This is a genomic window from Pseudoduganella sp. UC29_71, assembly GCF_042693265.1.
In the GTDB taxonomy this organism is placed as follows: domain Bacteria; phylum Pseudomonadota; class Gammaproteobacteria; order Burkholderiales; family Burkholderiaceae_D; genus Rugamonas.
Map to the genome: position 1 here is coordinate 4,116,374 of NZ_CP170549.1, position 22,194 is coordinate 4,138,567.

The 22,194-nt window shown below is 58.0% G+C and carries 15 protein-coding genes and 2 tRNA genes; 8 read left to right on the forward strand and 9 right to left on the reverse strand.

Going from position 1 to position 22,194, the window contains the following annotated elements:
- The first annotated feature begins 204 nt into the window (after positions 1-204).
- From avs1a to ACFJI2_RS18295, 4 genes are all read left to right on the forward strand, one after another.
- Positions 205-1,410, forward strand: a complete 1,206-nt coding sequence (gene avs1a / locus ACFJI2_RS18280) for an AVAST type 1 anti-phage system MBL fold metallo-hydrolase Avs1a (protein ID WP_377701305.1) — start codon at positions 205-207, stop codon at positions 1,408-1,410.
- Positions 1,397-7,198, forward strand: coding sequence for a serine protease (locus ACFJI2_RS18285; protein WP_377701306.1), 5,802 nt, complete (start codon positions 1,397-1,399; stop codon positions 7,196-7,198). The genes avs1a and ACFJI2_RS18285 overlap by 14 nt, the downstream gene beginning before the upstream one ends.
- 16 nt (positions 7,199-7,214) lie before the next feature.
- Entirely contained in the window at positions 7,215-7,478 is a 264-nt protein-coding gene (avs1c, locus tag ACFJI2_RS18290; RefSeq protein WP_377701307.1) for an AVAST type 1 anti-phage system protein Avs1c, read from the forward strand.
- Between the two features lie 73 nt (positions 7,479-7,551).
- Positions 7,552-8,669, forward strand: a protein-coding gene (locus tag ACFJI2_RS18295; RefSeq protein WP_377701308.1) for an IS3 family transposase whose coding sequence is annotated in 2 segments (ribosomal slippage) — positions 7,552-7,798 and positions 7,798-8,669 — 1,119 coding nt in all. Because the reading frame shifts where the segments join, the coding sequence is not laid out codon by codon here.
- A 78-nt stretch (positions 8,670-8,747) separates the two neighbouring features.
- Here the strand turns inward: ACFJI2_RS18295 and tnpC are convergent.
- From tnpC to tnpA, 3 genes are read right to left on the reverse strand one after another with little or no spacing between them, the layout of a single operon-like run.
- Positions 8,748-10,289, reverse strand: a complete 1,542-nt coding sequence (tnpC, locus tag ACFJI2_RS18300; protein ID WP_377700834.1) for an IS66 family transposase — start codon at positions 10,287-10,289, stop codon at positions 8,748-8,750.
- Positions 10,290-10,318: 29 nt separating this feature from the next.
- Entirely contained in the window at positions 10,319-10,666 is a 348-nt protein-coding gene (gene tnpB, locus ACFJI2_RS18305) for an IS66 family insertion sequence element accessory protein TnpB (protein ID WP_377700833.1), read from the reverse strand.
- Positions 10,663-11,049, reverse strand: coding sequence for an IS66-like element accessory protein TnpA (gene tnpA / locus ACFJI2_RS18310; RefSeq protein WP_377700832.1), 387 nt, complete (start codon positions 11,047-11,049; stop codon positions 10,663-10,665). Before tnpA ends, tnpB begins: the two co-directional genes overlap by 4 nt.
- Positions 11,050-11,527: 478 nt before the next feature.
- On the opposite strand from tnpA, the gene ACFJI2_RS18315 reads away from it, so the two are divergent.
- A complete protein-coding gene (locus tag ACFJI2_RS18315; RefSeq protein WP_377701309.1) occupies positions 11,528-15,646 on the forward strand; it encodes a HigA family addiction module antitoxin in 4,119 nt (1,372 codons plus the stop codon).
- A gap of 11 nt (positions 15,647-15,657) precedes the next feature.
- Positions 15,658-16,248, forward strand: coding sequence for a hypothetical protein (locus ACFJI2_RS18320; RefSeq protein WP_377701310.1), 591 nt, complete (start codon positions 15,658-15,660; stop codon positions 16,246-16,248).
- A 247-nt stretch (positions 16,249-16,495) separates the two neighbouring features.
- Here the strand turns inward: ACFJI2_RS18320 and ACFJI2_RS18325 are convergent, their stop codons facing one another.
- Positions 16,496-16,744: an XRE family transcriptional regulator gene (locus tag ACFJI2_RS18325; protein WP_377701311.1), complete on the reverse strand. Its 249-nt coding sequence runs from the start codon at positions 16,742-16,744 to the stop codon at positions 16,496-16,498.
- Between the two features lie 132 nt (positions 16,745-16,876).
- Between ACFJI2_RS18325 and ACFJI2_RS18330 the strand changes: the two genes are divergently transcribed.
- Positions 16,877-16,990, forward strand: coding sequence for a DUF4224 domain-containing protein (locus ACFJI2_RS18330; protein WP_377705866.1), 114 nt, complete (start codon positions 16,877-16,879; stop codon positions 16,988-16,990).
- Positions 16,991-17,131: 141 nt separating this feature from the next.
- Positions 17,132-18,187 (forward strand): tyrosine-type recombinase/integrase, encoded by a 1,056-nt coding sequence (locus tag ACFJI2_RS18335; protein WP_377701313.1) that lies wholly within the window; start codon positions 17,132-17,134, stop codon positions 18,185-18,187.
- 928 nt (positions 18,188-19,115) lie between these two features.
- On the opposite strand, the gene ACFJI2_RS18340 is transcribed toward ACFJI2_RS18335, so the two are convergent.
- The 5 genes from ACFJI2_RS18340 to ACFJI2_RS18360 form a co-directional block, all read right to left on the reverse strand.
- A complete protein-coding gene (locus ACFJI2_RS18340) occupies positions 19,116-19,970 on the reverse strand; it encodes a hypothetical protein (protein ID WP_377701314.1) in 855 nt (284 codons plus the stop codon).
- A gap of 378 nt (positions 19,971-20,348) precedes the next feature.
- Entirely contained in the window at positions 20,349-20,498 is a 150-nt protein-coding gene (locus ACFJI2_RS18345) for a prepilin-type N-terminal cleavage/methylation domain-containing protein (RefSeq protein ID WP_377705867.1), read from the reverse strand.
- A 152-nt stretch (positions 20,499-20,650) separates the two neighbouring features.
- Positions 20,651-20,726: transfer RNA gene (locus tag ACFJI2_RS18350), tRNA-Asn, on the reverse strand.
- 114 nt (positions 20,727-20,840) lie between these two features.
- Positions 20,841-20,916 (reverse strand) — tRNA-Asn (locus ACFJI2_RS18355).
- 42 nt (positions 20,917-20,958) lie between these two features.
- Complete coding sequence (locus ACFJI2_RS18360) at positions 20,959-22,161, reverse strand: amino acid aminotransferase (protein WP_107871119.1); 1,203 nt, start codon at positions 22,159-22,161, stop codon at positions 20,959-20,961.
- Between the last annotated feature and the right edge of the window lie 33 nt (positions 22,162-22,194).

Genomic DNA, 22,194 nt, shown 5'->3' on the forward strand with positions numbered 1-22,194 from the left:
CAACCGGCTTGCGCTTCTTGCCTCGGAATCATCGCACTTGAAATCAGGTGCGATCAATCTGCACATTCCGACGCTAACTGTGTACATTCGAGAGTTTCTGTTCCGAAATAGTTATTAGTATGTAAGACTCGACTTTTGTGAACTGCTAGTTAATCTCATACCGCGCAAAAACTTGCACTTATCTCAACTCATCTCCGGACACATATGCCACAATTGAAAATGTTCGCCGCTTCCTACGGCGATGCGTTCCTCCTACGGGATGAGGATCCAGATGGCTTCGCAGTTCTCATCGACGGCGGGTTTGCCTCCACCTTCCAGAACGAGCTCCGCACTGAGTTGATCGCGATGGCAAGAAAAGGCCGTTCGCTGGACCTGGTTATCGCGACGCACATCGATGCCGACCACATTTCTGGGCTGATAAAATTCTTCGAGCAAAACGGCCCTTCAGGAACCCCAAAAATCATAAAAGTCGAGCAGGTGTGGCATAACAGCTTACGCTCCATTCCTTCCCCGTCGATCAGAACGAAAAGAAATCTGTCCACAGATGACGACCAGCTAATCGATGACATCTGTAAGCGGGGCTTTGCGCTATCAAATGGCTCACTTAGGCCCGATGAGGAAATTGGCGCAAGACAAGGGAGTTCGCTGGCCGCCCTGCTTTTGAAGGGCGGCTATTCCTGGAACGGATCCGCCGGACACCACGCCATTAATTCGAACGCCAGCGATTTCGCTTTGAGATCAAATGCCCGAGTTAGCGTACCTGCCCCCAAACCAGAACGCCTCTCGGCGCTGAGAGAACAGTGGATCACTGAATTGCGAGGACTTGGGTTGATCGGAAACGTACTCGAAGGAGAGAAGTATGACGATGCGTTCGAGTTCCTCAGCGCTGCAGACAAAGCATCAATGCGGACCACCTTAACTGAGACTGGACATTCGCGGAGCGCAGACAATTCTTTGAAAGAAGCCTACGTTCCAGACGATTCACTCAACAATGGGAGTTCGATTGCCGTGGGCATCGAAACATCGACGTCGAACATCTTGTTCTTGGGAGATTCTTGGGCGGAGGACATTGAGGAAGCCATTGAAAAGCGTGCCCCAACCGCGCTGCCGCAGGTATTCGACGCCATCAAAATCTCGCATCACGGCAGCATGCGCAACACGAGTTGCAAGCTGCTTGGCATGATCGATTCCCCAATCTACCTGATTTCAACGAACGGGGCAAAGCACAATCACCCGGACCTTCCCCTGTTGCGCGAAATCGTCGACAGGCCATGCTCGTTCGTCCGGCACCTACATTTCAGCTATTCCACGCCTGAGTCCCGACAAATCGCGAACTATAGATCCCGGGCTGGCGCGGCGTTCGTCGTGCACGAAAACAGCAATGGCTGGATAGATATTGGCATTACCTAAGACCATGATTGATACTCAAATTAAAGACGCCACTTGCCAGACAACATGCGGAAAAACATATGGGACCGCATTTCTAGTTGCCGATTCCGTCCTCCTGACCGCAAGGCACTGTGTCGTAGATGCGATTGAATTGGGAACGGCCATTTCCGTCGCGTTCACTAGAACGTCCGGAAAGCTGGAACTGACCGCCCAGATCTTGGCCGTCAATGAGGAACTCGATACCTGCTTGCTGTCTATCGCAGATAAAGCTGACATACCGGCATTGAACCTTTCCTCCGTACTTCCGCGCGCGGGTGGCGGCTGGCAAAGCTATGGCTTCCCACTGATCAGAGGGTCGGTCGGCTACCGCGCCTCGGGTGAAATCGTTCAGGTCCTGGACGCGCCGACTCTTAAAATGGACTTGGACCTGGGCGTATCTGCCGCGATCCAGCTCGATTCCTACGAGGGCCTCTCAGGCGCGCCTGTGGTCGCCGATGGCTTGTGCGTAGGGGTACTCCGGCTGCGACTAGGTGGAGGAGTCGGCGCGATCAGTATCAAGGCTCTGACATCTTTCTTTGCCGAGAACTCAGTTCCAACGGCAGGACCGGAACACTCTGTCGCAACCGAACCAGGCATCGGTGCGATTGCCGCGCGTCGTGAATTCCAAACTGACTTTGAGGACCTTGTCTCTAGCTCCCCTGGCCAATACATTTTCTTGGAAGGCGCTCATGGGATCGGCAAATCCACATTTTGCAAGAGGTTCAAGTCTCGCTCAGACAGGTTCCTCACGCTAGGGACCTACAGCTTCGGTGGGCATTCTGGGATAGGGCCAGCACCCGTGGTACTCGCGCAACCCGAATATTTCTTCGATTGGCTCTCATCGTCGATTTCAAGCGCGGTTAGCGGGCGGCCATCGAGAATAGAGGAGAAAAGCTACTCGCTACTTGTGGAGGAGACGGGAAGGCTACTGAAAGCATTTTCGGATCACTGCAAGAGGCACGGCAAGCCAGGCGTAATTTTCATAGATGGATTGAACGAAGGGCTACTGGCTGATCGGGACGCGCTGGTAAAGCTAATCGGGCTTTTGCCACGCTCACTACCCGCAGGCTTGACGGTCGTCTTCACCGCCCCGAATTCGAGCCAACTTTCTGGTCCGCTAACTGGATACCTCCGGCAGGAAAAGATCGTTCAACTGCCTAAGCTTACCGACGGCGAATGCGCAAGCTATTGCGGGAAAGTTCTCAAAGAAGAGCGTAGGACGCCGAAGCTGATTTCGACAATTTGCCAGAAGTCTAATGGACATCCTCTATATTTGAGGTATTTGATCGAGTTCGCAAACGAAAGCGACGATCAGGATCTATCGGATTTCCCCGTGCTGCGAGGGGCGATTGAAGAGTACTACGAATCGCTTTGGGGCTCGCTCCTGACTGACTCCGACGCCCTGAACTTGCTCGGACTCGTATCGCGCTTGCGGTGGGGCATGCCAAGCGCAGACCTCGTAAATGCCCTGACACCGACCGAGCACGCAGTGTTCGTCCCTACGATGAGCAGGATTCGCCACTTGCTCGCAGCTCCCGACTCGACTGAGATTTACCATGCCTCGTTTTCGGATTTCATCCGCGCGAAAACCTCGGCCATAGACAGCAGCGTTCACGAGAAGATCGGGCGGTACTGCACGCAAAACATGGGGTTGAGATACTGCGCTTCAAACGTGGTCTTTCACCTCCTTCGTTCCGCAGAGAGACTGAAGTCCGAAGCCGTTGCGCTATGCGCTCAGGAATGGATCGACAACTGCGTCGAGATCGGAGTAAATCCAGACACCCTAATGCTTGACCTGAAGGACTGCCTCTCCGCAGCAATCGCCCTTTCAGACGCGCCAAACGTTTTCAGGCTACTCCTGCTTCAGCAGCGAGTGGAATTCCGTTACAACACTCTTTTTGCCAAGAGCGCCTTTCTCGTTGCGGAGGCGATGACCGCACTCAAAAGGCCGCAGGATGCGATCGGGCACGCGATCAGGTTCAATAGGCCAATAATATCTCTCGAGGAAGGATTGCATCTCTCCTACCTCCTCATTGAAGGCGGATTTCAAGACGAAGTATTCGACCTACTGAGGGCGTTAAGCCAGGCCCTGCAGGAGTACCGATTCGCGAAAACCGAGGGGTTCACTCTGGAGGAGTTCGTTACGCAAACGCGCCTTGAGCTCCTGATGCCGATTCACGCGAACTGGTCCGACGGCACGCACAGAGGAAAGCTCTTTGCAGGAATCCTGCGACATGCGGCCGAGCAAATAGAAGCGGTTCTCGGCGAGGACGTCGAGGCAACGGAATTCTACCTATCGACGATCAGGTCCGTTCCGGTTGGCGCATACCTGTACCACGCTGGCGTGTACACCTCGGTTGACACGTTGAAGTCGCGCGACCCCGCCCTCGTCTCGCCCAGGGAGCACCTTACCCTTCTCGCACTCGCACTTCTCGACTACCGGGAGTACGCCGAAAAATTCGGAACGCGTGAACGCAGCGTACCGCTAAGAAATCTATTCGAGGACTTCTCCAAACTTCTCGACGAAGTCGAACCCGACGTCAAGTACCACGAAGGGACACTGGGCGTTCTGATCGAGCTCGGCGCACCGTCCGACCTAGCACTGCGATTGTCGGAACGGGTATCCATCGATCAAGAAGCCGAAATTCCCTTCGTGAAAAGCAACGGCGTTGATGTCGATTTCAGCGCCATCCACCTAGCGCTGAACCAGTGGACGATAAGAGGCTTCTTGCAGACGAATGCCGACGTTCCGTTGGCTAGGCCGTTTGGCACTGAAGACTGGGCCGATTGCCTGTCCCGATTGATCCGCACGGTCGCCATATGCGAGGGAAAAGCCAGAAGAGCGCTTGCAGACGCGGACAAATCGCTTTCCGAAGAGGTCCTGGCGATCATGAAGTCGAACGTCGTTGGCCAGCTGGACTTCACGCTCGGCGAACGCGTCACGTGGCAAAACAGCTACGCGATTCCTGAAAGCGTCTTCGGAATCATATACCAGCGCGTAACCATAATCCTGCGCGACTGCTATCCAGAAGAGCTGCCGACATTCCTACTGGGCCTTCAGCCACGAATGTCGAAACAACTGGGCCTCTACTCCGAGGGCTTTCGGGCAGCAACCGCTGAAATCTTGCGCAGCTCGATGATGGAAGACGCGAATGCGGCTTTAAGTGACGCTCGGTACGAAGTCATGCTCGCCTTGCGAGACTTCGTGATCGCAGGCGTCGAGAACCGCCACGAACTCGTGCCGGAGTTGCTGAAGCTAATCCCGATCTTCGCAAGCGTCGGGGCACATGAAGAAGCCGAGCAAATATACCGCCACGTCCTTTCAGTTTCCATGGGCCCTACCTGGTACAAGGAGGACCAGTTCGGCCTTCTCACCACCGCGCTTCGCCATCTTCCCCTAGCGGACGTCGAGACGCTGGCGCTCCCCAAAGTTGCTGGATTCCTGGAGCGCGCCTCAGGAGAGCTAACCTTCCAACGGTTTGCTAGGCATGCCAAATCCGAATTCATTGGCGAACTGTGTCGCCGCGACCTGCATGATCTGGCCCGACGGTACTTCCAACGACAGTCTTGTGGCAACGCCGACGAACTCCTACAGGATATGGAACAGGGCGTAGCTGACAGAATCAGCGCCAAGTTGGGATCAAGGCATCCGGGCGGAGCACTTGACGAGCAACAGTCCATGCTTTCCATCGTGAACAATTCACCTGCTGCCGGTTGGCGTCTGCGATTCGCGCTACTCCAGGTCTTCCTTTGCGGCGACAAGAGGCATATCAAGGATTACGCAGCCGCATTCGCGAACGCGATAAGGCAAGGGACCGATGAGGCGGAACAAGGCGAAATGCGCGAACGCTTGGCCCTCATTTTAGCTACTGATGTCTCCCAAAGCGACCGTCCGGAATTCCAGGCAGAGATCGATTCAATTCTAGGAAATAAAGCAAAGAACGAACCGGAAGGCGAAGTGGCCCAAGTCCACGAAGCGGCACCAGAAACCGGAAGCAACGCGGCCGAAGAATTCTTCATGCCGGGAGTTTTCGGCCGACAGTCGGCGATGCAGTCCGCACGAGCCAAGCTGGAAGTAGCCGAAGGGCATGTCAAACGGAAGAATTTCACCGCCGCGCGAAAAGAAGCGGTGGCGACACTCCGGGAGTTTCAGGACGGCGATTGGGGGATTTGGGGAAACCTTTCAGCAACGGCTACGCGCGCCGAAGAGATCCTGTTCGCGGGAAACGCGGGCGAGGCCGATCTGGTCGGAAGCTACGGAGTGCTTATAGAGAACGAACGCCATGCGGACAAATGGCAGATCGCAGACCACCTGCTCCAAAAAATCGGAAGAGTCCTGTCAACTGCGAATGCCGCCTCGCTGTGGAATAACACGTTGCAGCATGTCGGAATATTGGCTGGCGACTCCGAGCACGAAACCAAGCTGTTTGAATTCCTATCAAATGCGAATGGCCTGAATGCCGACGAGGCCTTATTCGAATTGCTCCTGTGGACGCTAGAACATCCCCAGTGGCTTCGACGTGAGCGCGCCGCTGCCGCAACGCTCTGGCTCTTGGAAGCAGAAGACAGGTTCTTCGTGCTGGCCGCTAAGGAGGCCTTCTCCATGGCGCCCGGATACCGAGGGGACGTCGTTGCAGGTGCGATTGACGTGATGTCCAAGCGGAGCCCGCAGGAGATCTGGAACCGATTGTCGAACAACGTCGACATATTCGCAGCGGCATCCGGCTGCAAGCACGTCGGACGTCTCTCCGTTCTGCTAAGGCTAGCCACCCGTGCCGCAGGAAGCGACGGCAGCGCTAAGCAGGTCGCGGAATCAATAAATGGGGGGCTCAGGCCGGGAGCGGTGGAATTGGACGAGACGGGACAGTCCCCTTACATTCCCGGTTGGGCTCAATGCATGGGGATCGAGTTGCGCGAACTTGAAGAACTCGGCGCATTGACGGGCGAAACGCTTGCGCGGACAGAAGAGCTCCTCAGCCATTTCTGCGCCCCCCGGTCAATTCAGGAAGCGTGGGAATTGGAAAATGCGGTGTCCCTGTCGTTCCGCGAACCGAACCGGAGGGTACTCAACCGCTGGTCCGGTCTGGTTCGTCACGCGCTCGCGTGCGCCCTGTTCCCGTATGCCTCACAGCGCAACATCGAGCAAATTGGAGCCATACTAAGGATCTACAGTCCAAGTGCCCCCGAACGGAAGTTGGAGGTAGGATTTGCTTCGCTCGGAAAACGGATTGTAGCTGCGGCCAGTGGAAGCGGAAACCTCAGCGACCTGATTGGCAGTGGCGATACCTACTTCCTGAACTACTGCGAATTCGTCGCTGATGCGACCGACGGCACATCACAATTGATCGAAGTGTTCGCTACGTTAATCTTGCACGCGTCCGAAAAGAAGCGCGCTTACGCAGCCACCGTTCACGCAAGATTCCATGCAACGGACGATCCCGACCTTGACGAACTTGGCGATGTCGTTGGCCCGACCTGCTTAAGGCCGATTCCGGTGCAGGCCTTGTTCGGCACGTTCCCGCCAGCAGTCCCTTCACCTTCCTTCATGAGTATCGTCGGCGCGGCTGGCAGCGCTATCATTCAAAAGATTTGGAGGAACGGGCGCTCATTTGAGGTCCAAGATGTCGGCAAGCCTGAAAACGAGGGATGCATGCTCGGGATCCGCAAAGAAGCCGTAAAACTTCCGACTGGAAGCTCTCTAGTCTGGACCGTAATGGTCGATCATAAACCTGTCCTTGTGATCGACCACAATTTGAACAGGTTAAACTAGCACCATGATTAAGCCAATGAAATCCCCACAGACGCGCGCCGAATTCGAACGGAGACTGCATCTGCTTCGAGAACAGCTTCGGCAGGGAAAAATGTACTATTCATCGAACGTAGTTCGCGGTATTGATGGTCTGCAACGAGTTCGGATGCTACCGAACGGACGAATTGACTTCCTGTCCGTGGACGAATCTACCCGTTTGCAAGCAAACATGATGGTCCAATTCCAGGAAGAGTTTGCCAACCCGGCAGGAAATGCCGATGCATCAGCAGACGAAGAGTAGTGCGGCAGTTGGTTTTGAATCGCCACGACCATTGTAGACACTCCTGAGCCATAATTTAGGCAAAGGAGAAATAATGAGCGGGAAGCGGTATACGGAAGAATTTAAGGTCGCTGCGATCAAGCAGGTTGTTGAGCGCGGGCACCCAGCGGCCGAGGTCGCTGAAAGGCTTGGCGTCAGCATTCACAGCATCTATGCGTGGACAAAACGGTATGGCGTGCCAGAGGTGGAGCGCAAAGCCCAAGACGCGCAGTCTGACGAGATGCGGCGACTCAAGGCCGAGCTGAAGCGCGTGACCGAGGAGCGTGACATCTTGAAAAAGGCCGCGGTGTACTTTGCCAAGACGTCCGGGTAAGGTACGCCTTCATTCAGGAAGTACAGGACGAATTTCCGGTGCGGCGCTTGTGCAAGATGATGGGAGTTCATCCCAGCGGTTTCTATGCATGGTGCCTTCAGCCGGAAAGCAAGCGGGCCAAGGAGGACAAGCGCCTGCTCGGTCACATTAAACAATCATGGCTGGAAAGCGGCGCGGTCTACGGCTACCGCAAGGTGTCCGAGGATCTGCGAGACTTGGGAGAACGATGCGGGATCAATCGCGTTCACCGCATCATGCGCTCAGCGGGCTTGCGCTCGCAGACCGGATACGGCAAGCGCAAGTGGAAAGGTGGCGGCGTGCCATCAGTAGTAGCGCCAAATCATCTGCAGCGGCAATTTGACGTGCTTGAGCCAAACCGGGTCTGGGTGACGGACATAACCTACATTCGAACCCATGAAGGCTGGCTATACCTGGCAGTGGTACTCGACCTGTTTTCACGTCAGGTCGTCGGGTGGTCGATGCGTTCACGGATTGATACTGAGCTGGCGATGAATGCGCTGCTGATGGCGGTTTGGCGGCGTAAGCCCGCAGATCCTGTGATGGTTCATTCGGATCAGGGCACGCAGTTCACCAGCAAAGACTGGCGCGACTTTTTGACTGAGCACCGGCTTGAGCCGAGCATGAGCCGGCGTGGAAACTGTCACGACAATGCTTGTGCTGAAAGCTTCTTCCAGCTATTGAAGCGCGAGCGCATCAAGCGCAAGATCTATGCGACCAGGGACGATGCTAAGCAGGATATCTTCGACTACATCGAGATGTTCTACAATCCGAAGCGCCGTCACGGCTTTAATGACAAGCTTTCGCCGGCAGAGTTGTAAGCGTCCGCTCAGCGCCGTCTTGAGTGCCTTGGCAATTTGATCGATGATGGCATCACACCGCTGGGAAGCGGCGTAATCTCAGAGGGCTGCTGGCAGGCCGCAGTTCCACGGCAAGAATTCATCAACCCGGTTGACGGGATGATCGGCGATATGCGTCAGCACATGGCGCAACCAAGCTTCGGGGTCGACACCGTTCAGCTTGGCCGTCCCGATCAACGAGTAGATCGCGGCAGCGCGCTCGCCGCCGCTGTCGGCGCCGGCAAACAGGTAGTTGCGGCGGCCTATCGCTACGCCACGCAAGGCGCGCTCGGCCGCCGAGTTGTCGATCTCGATGGCGCCGTCATCGCAATAGCGCAGCAGCGCCGGCCAGAGTTTGAGCGCGTACAGGATCGCCGCCGCAGTGTCGGACTTGCGCGACAGCGTATCGAGCGTGGTGCGCAGCCAGTGTTCCAGGTCATCGAGTAGCGGGCGCGAGCGGGCTTGCCGAACCTGCCTTCGTTCGTCGGGAGGTTTGCCTCGGATATCTGCCTCGATCACATAGAGCTCGGCGATCCGGCGCAATGCCTCGGTGGTCAGCGCCGTCGGTCGCGCCGCGTGCAGGTCATGGAACTTGCGTCGCGCGTGCGCCCAGCAGGCGGCTTCGCGGATCGTTCCATTTTCAAACAAGGCATTGAAGCCAGCATACGCATCGGCTTGCAGCACGCCTTCGAACTTGGCCAGGTGGGTCTGCGGATGAATGCCCTTGCGGTCGGGCGTGTACGCAAACCAGACTGCTGGCGGTGCGGTGTCGCCCGAAGGCCGGTCGTCACGCACGTAGGTCCACAAGCGCGCCGTCTTGGTTTTTCCGTTGCCGGGCGCCAGCACAGGGATCGGGGTGTCGTCGGCATGCAGCTTCGACGCTGCCAGCACGTGGCGCCGAACGGCGTCAACTAACGGACGCAGCAGTGCGCTGGCCGAACCGACCCAGCTCGCCAACAGGGCGCGGTCAAGGTCGACGCCCTCACGGGCATAAATGACCGACTGGCGATACAGCGGCAGGTGATCGGCAAATTTCGCCACCAGGATGTGGGCCAGCAGGCCGGGACCGGCAATGCCGCGCTCAATCGGCCGGCTCGGTGCCGGTGCCTGGACGATCGCATCGCAGCAGGAACAAGCAAGCTTGGGACGCACATGGCGGATCACGCGGAAGCTGGCCGGCACGAAATCCAGTTGCTCGGCCACGTCTTCGCCCAGCGGCCGCAGGCCGCCACCGCAGGCCGGGCAGGCGTCGGCCGCTGGCGCATAGACCTTCTCGTCACGCGGCAGGTGATCGGGCAGAGGCCGACGCACCGATTTTTTGCGCGGCGCCTGGTCGGCCGCCGGCATCTCGCGCGCCGCCTCGGCCTCGTCGGCCTGCAGGTCTTCCAGTTGCAATTCCAGCTGCTCGATCTGGTGGTCCAGCTTTTCCGACTTGCGGCCGAACTGCATGCGCCGCAACTTCGCGATCTGCAGCTTGAGGTGTTCGATCTCGACGGCGCGCGTGTTCAGTTGTTCGCGCAGACCTTCCACCACCTCGTTTTGAGCGAGCAGCAGCGCCTTCAAGGCGGCGATTTCGTTGGGCAGGTCGGCTGGGCTGAGCATGCGCCGAGTTTACGCGAGGCGTATCACGTTTACAAGGCCGAGGTTGGTTTCCAAGTTCGCTCGGGGCGCCGCCAGTCTATGCCCTCGAGCAGCATCGACAGCTGCGCCTGCGTCAACGCCACCGAGCCGTTGCTGGCCTGCGGCCAGATGAAGCGGCCACGCTCCAGCCGCTTGGCCAGCAGGCACAGCCCGTCACCGGTCCACCACAGTAATTTGATGAGATCGCCGCGCCGGCCACGAAACACGAAAACGTGCCCGCTGAACGGATCTTCCTCCAGCGCCGTCTGCACTTTGGCAGCCAGCCCATTGAAGCCGGAGCGCATGTCGGTGGTGCCGGCGGCGAGCCAGACCTTGGTGCCAGCGGGCAGGCCGATCATCGTAGAACCCGATCCAACACTTGCGCCAGCGCAGCGGCATTGGGCTGGCCTTCGATCCGCACGCGGACCTGGCCCAACTCCAACACGATAATGCCGCTGGCGTCGGAGGTGTCGTTATTCGGAGCAGGCGCCGTTGGCGCCAGCACCACCGGCAACAAGCCATCATCCCGCATTAACGCAGGCACGCCGAGGCGCCCTTGCTCATAGAGACGGCGCCAGCTGAACACCTGGTTAGCGTTGACGCCGTGCTCGCGCGCGATGCGCGCGACCGAAGCGCCCGGCTCCAGCGACAGCGCCACCAATGCGCGCTTGAACTCGAGCGGGTGCTGGCGGTAGTGGCCGCGTGGATTCTTGGAAATGATCGGTTGAAAATTTGTGTCCATAATCGAAAATTGTGGGCACAACGCTGTGCCAAAATTCGATCATGGATTACGCTGGTCAGGCAGTCCAGACGGCGCTGGGAAGACGCTTACGCAGAGTTTGAGCGAAGGTATTTTGAACGGCTCGCGGGTGTCTAGCAGAGTCGTGGCGATTCAGGTGAACCTGCGTTTCGCAGCCAAAGCAAATGTAGCCGTCCTTGTCCACGGTATCTATGGTCCACAGTTCTTCTGCCTCAACGAATTCCCTAGTCGCCTTGTCGCGTGCCGTATCCACGTCCGCATACCCTTTCAGTGTCATCAAAGTGACGGACAGAGTATCACATTGCCGCATGGCAACCAGGGTCGCAGACGATCAGATTTTTGGTGTTTTCAGATTTTCTTGATTTCAAGCTGAAAATTCGTATTGTGTAGCGCTACACAATACAGTATCATCCACTTGCTGGCCTTAGCCAACCAAAATCACTTAGCCAAGATTCCAAATATGAGCACAAACGAAGTCCTCCACCCTGGCGAGCGCATCAAAAAAGATGTTTTCCCAGCGAAAATGTCCGTCACCAAAGCTGCCGAGCTTATCGGCGTCGGTCGCCCTGCGCTCTCCAATCTGCTCAACGGAAAAGCATCTCTTTCTGCCGACATGGCGACGCGAATTGAGAAGGCCTTCGGTTACCCAAGGAAGGACCTGCTAGAGATGCAAGCGCAGTTTGACGCCTTTAAGGCTAAGCAGAAAGCCGCCCCAGCAAACGCAAAGGCATACGTCCCGCCGTTCCTCGCTATCAAGGCAAACGACATCGAGAACTGGGCGACCCACAACATCGCAGCTCGGAGTAGGTTCGCCGTTCTCCTCAGGACCCTGGTTCATTCGACTGGAAGCGGACTTACGTTGGTAGATTTCCCCGGCAACGATGATGCTGAGCGCCCTGGCTGGGACGGCACTGTCCGGGCGAGCGAAGGAACGGCATGGGTACCGACAGGGCACTCCGGATGGGAGTTCGGCACCAATGAAGATCCCCGGGCCAAGGCCGAAAAGGACTATACGAAGAGCGTCAAAGCGACGGCCCCAGCCGAGCGCGCGAATATGGAATTCGTCTTCGTTACTCCGCGCAGGTGGGATGGCAAGGACAAATGGGTAGGCGAGAAAAGGGCCGCAGGAGACTGGAAAGACGTCCGGGCTTACGATGCGAACAATCTGGAACAGTGGCTGGAACAGTCAATACCGGCGCAGGCGTGGTTCGCGAACGAAACGAAAATCCCCGCCCATGAAGTACGCTCCCTGGACAAGAGCTGGGCCGACTGGGCGAACGTGGCGAATCCGCCGCTCCCAGGCTCGCTGTTCAGTTCTGCGATTGAGGAAGCGAAGCGGAAGTTCAGTTCATACCTGTCAAAGCAATCGTCGGGACCGCTCGTAATCGCGGCGGATTCCACGGACGAAGCCCTTGCCTTTGTTGCTCAGTGCTTGGGCGCTGATGGAGGAGCGGAGCTGGAAGCGTTCCGGTTCAGGACTTTGGTTTTCGACAGACCAGGCGTCCTGCCAAGATTGGCTGAGGGCGCGCGGGCCTTGATTCCGGTCATTCATACACGGGACGTCGAACTGGAATTCGCCACCTACGCGCAGCAAATGCACTCCATCGTCGTCTACCCAAGGAATTCAGTCAACGCAGAACCGGACATCGTTCTTGAGCCGGTAAGCTTCGACACTTTCGAATCCTCCCTCAAGGCCTCCGGCCGGAACAAAGACGAAGTCAAGGGACTTGCCAACGAGTCGGGCAGATCACTGACTGTCCTGCGCCGCAGACTCGCAACAGTCGAAGCCGTGCGGACGCCTGTTTGGGCAACGCAGCAGCATGCGCCTGAAAACCTCGTTGCGTTCATGCTGGTCGGTGCGTGGAACTCAACCAACGAAACCGATAAGATCGGCCTTTCCCTGCTGGCTGGCGACCGCAAACCCGAAGAACTGGAAAAGGACTGCCAACGGCTTGTCCAGCTGAACGACGCGCCGCTCTGGTCCATCGGAACCTACCGTGGCGTCGTATCCAAAATCGACCTGCTCTACGCAATCGCCCGATTCGTGACCCGCGAAGATCTGGAGCGCTACTTCGAAGTCGCACGGATGGTCCTCGGAGAGGATGACCCGTCCTTGGATCTGGATGAAGAGCAGCGCTGGGCCGCCAGCATCCACGGCAAAACGCGAGAATTCTCCGCTGCGTTCCGCCAAGGCATCTGCGAAACACTCGTCCTCCTTTCGGTCCACGGCGTCAGTCTCTTCAAAGGACGCTTGGGAATAGACACTGAGCTCGAAGCAACTCTTGTAGTACGCGAACTTCTCAGCGATCCGCTGACCACCCGCACACTTGAAGCGAACGACCGAGACCTACCTCTCTACGCGGAAGCGGCACCAACCGAGTTCCTCTCTGTTATCGAACGCGACCTCAAGACCGATGAACCGGCTGTTTTCGGGCTGCTTCGTCCGGCGGGTTCAGGCGTCTTCGGCAGTCCGAGCCGCACCGGCCTCCTCTGGGCGCTGGAGGGCCTGTCATGGAACCCAGACACCCTGCCCCGCGCAGCGTTGATCCTTGCGAGGCTCGCGCAGATCGAAATCAACGACAACTGGGTGAACAAACCTGCACATTCACTCGCCGCCATCTTCCGCTCCTGGATGCCTCAAACTGCGGCGGGACACGACGAGCGGCTCGGCTTGGTAAGAACCCTTTTCGACCGGTTCCCAGACGTTGCGTGGACGCTTTGCGTATCCCAGTTCGGGGACCGGCACCGTGTTGGCGACCACAGCCACAAGCCGACTTGGCGTTCAGACGGATATGGTTTTGGAGAGCCATTTCAAACCTGGGGACCTGTCATGGCATTTGTTGGAGCAATGATCGAGCTCGCACTGACGAGAGACGAATACACCTTAGCCATGCTCTGCGATCTTATTGACCGGCTATACGACCTGCCCGACGCAGACCAAGAGCGCGTATGGCAGCTGATTAAGGCATGGGCAGTCGGGGCAAGTGACAGCGACAAAGTTTCTCTGCGCGAAAAGATCCGCGTCTCAACGCTGTCGCGCTCAGCAGCGCTGCGCGCGAAGAAAAGCGGTAAGACCGTTGGGTTCGCAACGGCGGCGAAAGACGTCTACGACGCGCTCGAGCCGAGCAACCTCCTGGATAAGCACGCGTGGATGTTCAGAGCGCCGTGGATCGAAGAATCGGCCGACGAAATAGAGGACATCGACAACACCGACTACGAAGAGCGCGACAAGCGGATTCGAGCAAATCGAGCAGGAGCACTAAAGGAAATCCACGAAAACCTGGACATCGCAGGATTGCTGAACCTTGCTATCCGCAGCGGCGCAGCGGGAACCATAGGAGCAATTCTGAACGACGGAATATTGACTGAAAAGGAGATGCTCACCATCGTCTCACAGGCCTTCGAGCGCAGAAAGGAGAGCGAGCCTTCCGCTCGTGCGGCGGAATGGCTAATCCAGGGCATTCTTGGGGCAGTGCCCGATGATGCCAAACGAGAAGCGTTCCTGAATTCCGCCATTGCTGTGCTTGGCAGCGAGAATGCTGTCCAGCTCATGATGCTCGCGCCGTTCAACGAGTCAACCTGGTCGCTCGTCGGCAAGCTCGGCAAAGAAGCCGAAGAACGCTACTGGAAGGACATAGTACCCGGCTGGATCCACGACTCACCGTCAGCGTTGGCGAAAGCCGTAGACATGCTCATGAGGGCACGACGCCCACGTGCCGCATTCGCACTCGCCAAGAACCACCCCTCGAAGCTGCCTGTGCGAACGCTTTTCCAACTGCTAACGGCGATGGCGCAGGAGGGGGATGACAAGCCGGGCGAGTACCTGCTGGAGCATTACTACGTCGAGCGGGCCTTCAAATGCATTAACGATACATCCGAGCTGTCGCTGGAGCAGAAGGCAGGCCTCGAGTTCGCATATATCGAGGTACTGGACCGCGCATGGGATCGGCGCGCAGAATCCGCGATCCCAAATCTCGAGCGCTACATCGAAGACCACCCGGAGGTGCTGGTCCAAGCCATCGTATGGACCTATAAACGCAAGGACAGGAGCGAGGACCCGCCTGAATTCAAGATTGAAGCTGGCAATGCCAAATTGATGGCAGAGCGCGGCTACAAGCTCATAGAGGCTCTCAAACGCATTCCAGGCACGGGCGACGACGGCGAAATCGACGTAAAGCGCCTTACGAAGTGGACCGCGACAGTACGCCAATCATGCTCCGACCTTTCGCGAGGAGAGATTGCTGATATTGTCATCGGAAAGCTTCTTGCGGGTGCGCCGGTCGGGAAGGACGGAGTCTGGCCATGCGAGCCCGTCAGAGCTGTCATGGAAGACATCCAGTCCGAGGACATGATGAGCGGAGCTCACACCGGTGTGTACAACTCGAGGGGCGTTCATGCCCGAGGCCCGGGGGGCGACCAGGAGCGCCAAATCGCAGACAAGTACAGGAAGTGGGCGCACCAAATCAGAGTGTCATCCCCATACGTCGCCTCAGAGCTCCTCATGAAATTGACGGACACATACGAGAGGGAAGCCGTGCGCGAAGATACCGAGGAAAAAATCAACCGACGGCTACGATAACAAAAAGGAACTTGCAGCAAAGTGCATTCCTTACCCTTCCCACCTACAAAATGATGACAATCCAAGAAACTCTCGATCTCGTTCTCGAACAGTCGATAAGCGACTTTTTCAAAATGGAAGCTGAAGCCATTCTCGACCAAGTCAGCGAGCGCAATAACTGCCAGCGTTTCTCGATCTATCTTGAACGGCGTGCGCATGACGCAGGTTTGACTGGGTACCGTGCCGACGCGGAGTACAACCGTCAATCAGGTGGGAATAGAAAAAGAATTCTCATTGGGAATGCAGAAGAAGCGTTTATCCACAGTGACCTGATCTTGCACAGCCGAGGTTCGATTCCAGATCAGGACAACCTGATCGCAATCGAGATGAAAAAAGCAGACAGGCCAGATCATGAAAAGCAGAGCGACCGACGACGACTTTGCGCGATGACAGGCCCAGCCGACAAAGCTCTAGATGAACAGCAGACGGTCCGGCCGTACGTATGCGGATATTTGATTGGAATGTATATAGAACTAGATGCCCATCAAGGCATTGCGAACATCGAGCGCTACGAAAACGGCAAACAAGCACAAGTCTATTCGATCCAACTTGCCGCGCCTTAAGCGCCAGCACCGGCTAGACCGTCGCCCCAAAGCTGAGCTCGCTGCGGGTTTCGTAACGCCCATCTGCCGCAGGAAGGTCCTCCGGTCGCTTTCGCGAAAGACGGTCACCGCTTCCGCCACTACGGCGCTCTTGCTGCTCAAGAGCGAATAGCCAGCCACGGCGAGGTCGGTATAGGTGCCCATGTAAGGTCGGTGGTAGGTTAGTTAAGCGCAATCAGCATACGAAACGCAGATGGCGCCCTTTTCACTAGTCACCGGTCCCGACATCGCTCTTTTCCAGCGGAGCAATTCCAGCGCGCGACAGTACCTCGCGGAAGTCGATCCCCCGCTCTGCCATCTCTCCGAGGAGCACAGCAACCACGGCCACGTGCTGAGAGACCTCGCTCCGCTTGCGCATGTTGCTAACTGAGATCGGATTCATTCCGACCAGGCGCGCAAACTCATTCGATTTGAGGCCCGCTTTGCCAATGTGTCGTTGGAGTTCGTCGTAGGTCATGACTCGCATTATAGGCCGCAGTGCCCGAAGTCAATTCATTCAAGATGAAAAACCTTCACCTAAGATGAGTTTTTGATTTGCAAACACATTTAAAATGAATATACTTCACTTTAAATGAATTTCATCTTAAGCATGCTGACACTCACCGCAACCGAACTGGCCTCCCTCACGGGTCGCACCCAACCTGCCGCGCAGATTCGCTGGCTCGACCGCCAAAAATGGTCGTACGAAATCGGGGCCGACTGACTTCCGAAAGTCGCTACCGCCTACTTCGAGAGACGGCTGGTACTCGGCGAAACGCCGGGCAACCGGAACCGACAGCGGGCGACGATTGGCAGGTCAACACAGAAGCACTACGACGAAACCATAATTACTAGTTTTCAGAACATGGGACGCCACCGCAAAATATTCAGCAAGCATGACCTCCCGCCCCGCGTGTATGAGCACCACGGGGCGTTCCGGTACGTGCCGCGCGAAGGGAAGAAGGTTTCGCTCGGCCGCGACTATGGCGAAGCAATGCGCAAGTGGGCGTCCATTGTGAAACCGGCTGAGGAGCTCGGTACCGTAAGCTCCCTGATCGACTGGTACATGGTCAACATCGCGCCAAATAAGTCACCAAGGACGTTCGCAGATAACCAGAAGGAATCGGAGTATCTCAAGCGTGGGCTTGGACACATCCCCTACTCGCAGCTGAAGCCCCACCACGTCGCCACCTACCGCGATACAAGGGGCAAGGACGCTCCGGTTCGCGCCAACCGCGAGAAGGCCCTCCTGTCGCACGTCTACACGAAAGCGATGGAAAAGGGCATGGTAGATTTTAATCCCTGCCGTGGAGTGCGCCGCAACGCGGAAAAAGCCCGCGAGCGAATGATCGAGGACCACGAGTACCAGACGGTCCTCGCGAAGGCCGAGCCTTCCGTCAAGCGCATGATGACGCTGATCTACCGCACCTGCCAGCGCCCGGAGGACCTGCTGAAGGCGGGAATTTCCAACATCAAAAAGGTGCAGCACGAAGGGCGCGAAGTGCGCGTGCTGCGTGTCAGCCAAGGCAAGACCGGCAAGACCGTAGACATCGTGCTCGCGGGCGACCTGGAGGCGGTAGTGGACGAGCACTTGCGCGAAAGCACGGTGTGGCCCACGTTCGTCCACACGCGCGCCGGTAAGAAGTACACGTACTCGGGCATCGCCGCCATGTTCCGGCGGTACGTGAAGAAGGTCGGCCTCGCCGACTTCGGCCTGTACGATATCAAGGGCAAGGGCGCGACCGACATGTACCGCGCGGGCGTGCCTCTGGAACGTATCCAGCACCTCCTGGGCCACGACAGCGTGACTACTACCGAAATCTACATCAAGGCGCGCCTGCCGGACGTGGCGATGCCGAACATGCGCGAGATCCCGGACGGCAAAGCCGGTATCGAAACCGTCGCTGCCAGCGCGAGGTGAATCGGGTTCGTGCGGGAGTTCAGGAGCTTGGTACGCTGCTAAGCAAGCCTACTGGCAACAGACCGGGCACCGCAGTACTCTCAGCGCGGATTCCCGGTCCAATCCGTTCTGGGCCAGGAACTCGGCGGCGAAGGCGGTTCCGTGCGTATCCCGCAACGCGAGTCCGACCGCGATCATCCTCGCGCGCATCTCGCTTGCAGACAATGCTCTGGCCTGGACGCTTGGCGCTACCTGTGATGGCAATTCCCACTCCTTTTGACATGTATCAATTCTGCTGGAGGCATATCGCGCGCGCCTTGATTATTGTCAATGCCCTTCGCAAAAACCGCCCCATAGGAGCCGGCAATTCCATCAGTACTCGCTCGGCAGCAGGATCGTCGTTGACGACCTGTCGACTTCGGTAATGACGTAGACGCGGACGGCGTCAGTCAACTGGTAGGCGGAGAACACGCGGGAACCGTCCTTGACGGCCCTACGGTTCGCTGCCTGGTCGCTCCTGTCCATCCCAGCCCAATCGCCGGACTGGTGCCGCCTGAGCAGCTCCAGCGGGACGGCGTTTATGGACTCCAGCTTCCTCTGCGCTCCGGGCGTGATGCAGCACTGCCCGAGCGGGAAAAGTAACGTACTCAACTCGGTTGATCTCCTTGACCTCTGCCTCCACCATTGGAAGCAGGGACAAGGAGACCGCCGCCTTTGTCGTCTCCCGCTACTGCACGCAGGTCACGGTACTCAGGTTTTTCGTGGTTATTCAGACCGTTTGATCCAGGTACTGCCCAGCAGTGTCGAGGTTGGAGCTCGGGATGCGGTACGTCGTGTTCGCCGGTGTGGTGCCTTCGGTGCCCGTTATCGCCCCCTTGAATCCCCAGGCCTTGCAGACGAAGTTCGCGCTTCCGATAAGCCAGACGCCGCCGTCCGTATAGCAGTAGAGTCAGTTGCAGACCTGTCCGGCGCTGTACGTGGTGCTTGTGGTGTAGGTTCCACTGTACCATTGGGCGGTAGTGGAGTAACCGTTGTCCGTTTGGAACTGCCGGTAGGCGGCTACTGCGAGAGTCACCCCGATGCTGGAGCCGACTGGCAAAGTATTGAGAGTGGTTGTCTTGCTTATGTCGGCAGTCGTGTTGGAAAGGCTGTCCCGAAAGCGAACGTACACCGTTTTGGTCCCGTCGCCTGCGGTGAGGGTATGCGAGGCGCTGCTGTTGCACGATGTCCAGTTCGTCGGGCTTCCCGAGTTCCCGTATGCCATCTGGATGGGCACGCTCCCAGCAGCATCGGTAGGACACGTGATCGAGAGGGTGATGTTGGTGGAAGTCGAAATTCCAGGCATGGTGAAATCCCCACCGGCTGGGGGAGTGGTATCCGGGCCGTTCTGGTTGCCCGAACCGTTTGAGGTGGCTGTTCCTCCAAGTTGCCCGGTGATAAGCGTCGTACCGATGTTCCCGAGTCCTCCAGAAGGAGTGGAAACGAGCGACTGTATCGGCCCGTAGCCCGCGAGATCGGAACCGGAATACGTGGCTTTCAGGTTTCCCGCCAGGTTCGTGATCGCCGATCCGCTGTCGCTCGTCGGCAACGCCGATCCCGAGAAGACGACTACGTTGGGATTGAACGAGCTGGCCCCCGTGAGGTTCTTCCCGTTGAACAGCAGCGTTCCGGAAAGAAGGTTCGCGGAAATCTCGATGGACTGCCCGGCGGAACCCGTGTTCGTCACTATCGAGGGCAGCGCGAGGACGTAGGTCCACCCTCCGGTCTGGGTCTTCGCCGCGAGCCCGCCGTAGTTGCCGCGCACGTAGGCGACGGTCGGATTGCCCGGTGCGGCATACGCGGACTGGACGAATCCTCCCGACGCGAGCGGATCGCCCTCGTAGTCCGTCTTGATCTGGTAGGCCTTGCCGAACGCGAGGATGGAGTATGCGAAGTCCGTTCCCCTGAGCGGGTCCGTCGGCCGACTGTCGAGCCCGCCGCCGGAGATGCTCGTATGGAGCTTCTGGATGACGCCGTTACTCGCCGTTCCCTGGTACCAGACGGCAGCACCGGAATAGGTTGTGGTGAAATAGTTGTCGGGCTGCGGGTAGGTCCCTGACGATATGATCGCGAGATCGAGGGACTTCGCGAGTTGCGCGACGTCCGCCGTGCGGCCCGAGTCGCGGGCACGGCTCGAATATCCTCAAACCGAGAGGAATCCAATCGTACCGAGTATGGCAAGGATCGCGATGACGACGACGAGCTCGACGAGAGTGAAGGCGGAAGTCCGGGCGTGGCGGACTGGGCGAACTGGGGTGACCATGGTGGAGGGGGCGAAACTAATTCGACACATCGTACTCAGAACGGGCGGTACGGCAAGGGAATTGGTATGGAGCTCTGGGCAGCGCAGGGAGATTTTCGGACGAATATTCCCCACGTGGGGAATATCTGGGGAATAAACCAATTAAAACGGCCCCGTGATCTCTCACGAGGCCGTATGAATACTGGCTCCCCGACCTGGACTCGAACCAGGGACCTGCGGATTAACAGTCCGTCGCTCTACCGACTGAGCTATCAGGGATTAGAGGCAGGATTATATACGCGCCGCGCGGAACTCACAAGTGCCCGCGAGAAACGTCCTTCATACGCGCGGAAATGAAAAAACCCAGTGATTGCTCACTGGGTTTTCGTATTCTGGCTCCCCGACCTGGACTCGAACCAGGGACCTGCGGATTAACAGTCCGTCGCTCTACCGACTGAGCTATCAGGGATCAATCGAGCCTAGCTGGTGCTGAGCTCGAAGAAACAAGATTTTAGAGGACTTTGGCGATGGCGTCAACCACCTTGTCGATATTGGTCGAGTTCAGCGCGGCCACGCAGATGCGGCCGGTGTCCACGGCGTAGATCGATTCGGCGCGCAGCGCGTCCACTTGCGCCTTGGTCAGGCCCGAGTAGGAGAACATGCCCACCTGCTCGCGCACGAATTCGAAGTCGTGCGCGGGCGCTTTTTCCTTCAGTTTCTTGACGAAAGCATCACGCATTTCCTTGATGCGCACACGCATGCCGGCCAGCTCGTCTTCCCACAGCTGGCGCAGTTCCGGCGTGGTCAGCACGGTGGCCACCACCTTGCCGCCGTGCACTGGCGGGTTGGAGTAGTTGGTGCGCACCACGCGCTTGAGCTGCGACATCAGGCGCGCGGCTTCGTCGGCCGATGCGGCCACCACGCTCAGCGCCCCCACGCGCTCGCCGTACAGCGAGAACGACTTGGAGAAGGAGTTCGACACCAGCAGCGGACCGCCGGTGGCGGCGAAGCGGCGCACCACGGCGCCGTCTTCGGCGATGCCGGAGCCGAAGCCCTGGTAAGCCATGTCCAGGAACGGCACCAGGCCGTTGGCGGCGACGACGGCGATGATCTCGTCCCACTGGGCCGAGGTCAGGTCGGCACCGGTCGGGTTGTGGCAGCAGGCGTGCAGCAGCACGATGGAGCCGGCCGGCATGGCCTTGATGTCGGCCAGCATGCCGGCGAAGTTCACGCCGTGGGTGCCCGCGTCGTAGTAGGTGTAGTTGTTGACCTTGAAGCCGGCGCTTTCGAACAGCGCGCGGTGGTTTTCCCAGCTCGGATCGCTGATGTAGACTTGCGCGCCCGGCGCGAAGCGCTGCAGGAAGTCGGCGCCGATTTTCAGCGCGCCGGTGCCGCCGATGGCTTGCACGGTGACGGCACGCTTCTCTTGAATTACGGCGCTGTCGGCACCAAATACCAGCTCTTGCACAGCCTTGTCGTAAGCGGCCAGGCCTTCGATCGGCAGATAGGTGCGCGGAGCAGGTTGCTGGATCAGCGCCGCTTCCGCCTTCTGCACGCACGACAGCAGCGGAACCTTGCCATTGTTGTCATAATAGACGCCCACGCCCAGGTTGATCTTGGCGGGGTTGGTGTCTGCATTGAAGGCCTCGGTAATGCCGAGGATCGGGTCGCGCGGGGCCATCTCGATGGCGCTGAAAACGGAAGGGTTCGTCATGATAAGATTGGATTCGATTAGAAGCGGTTCGCA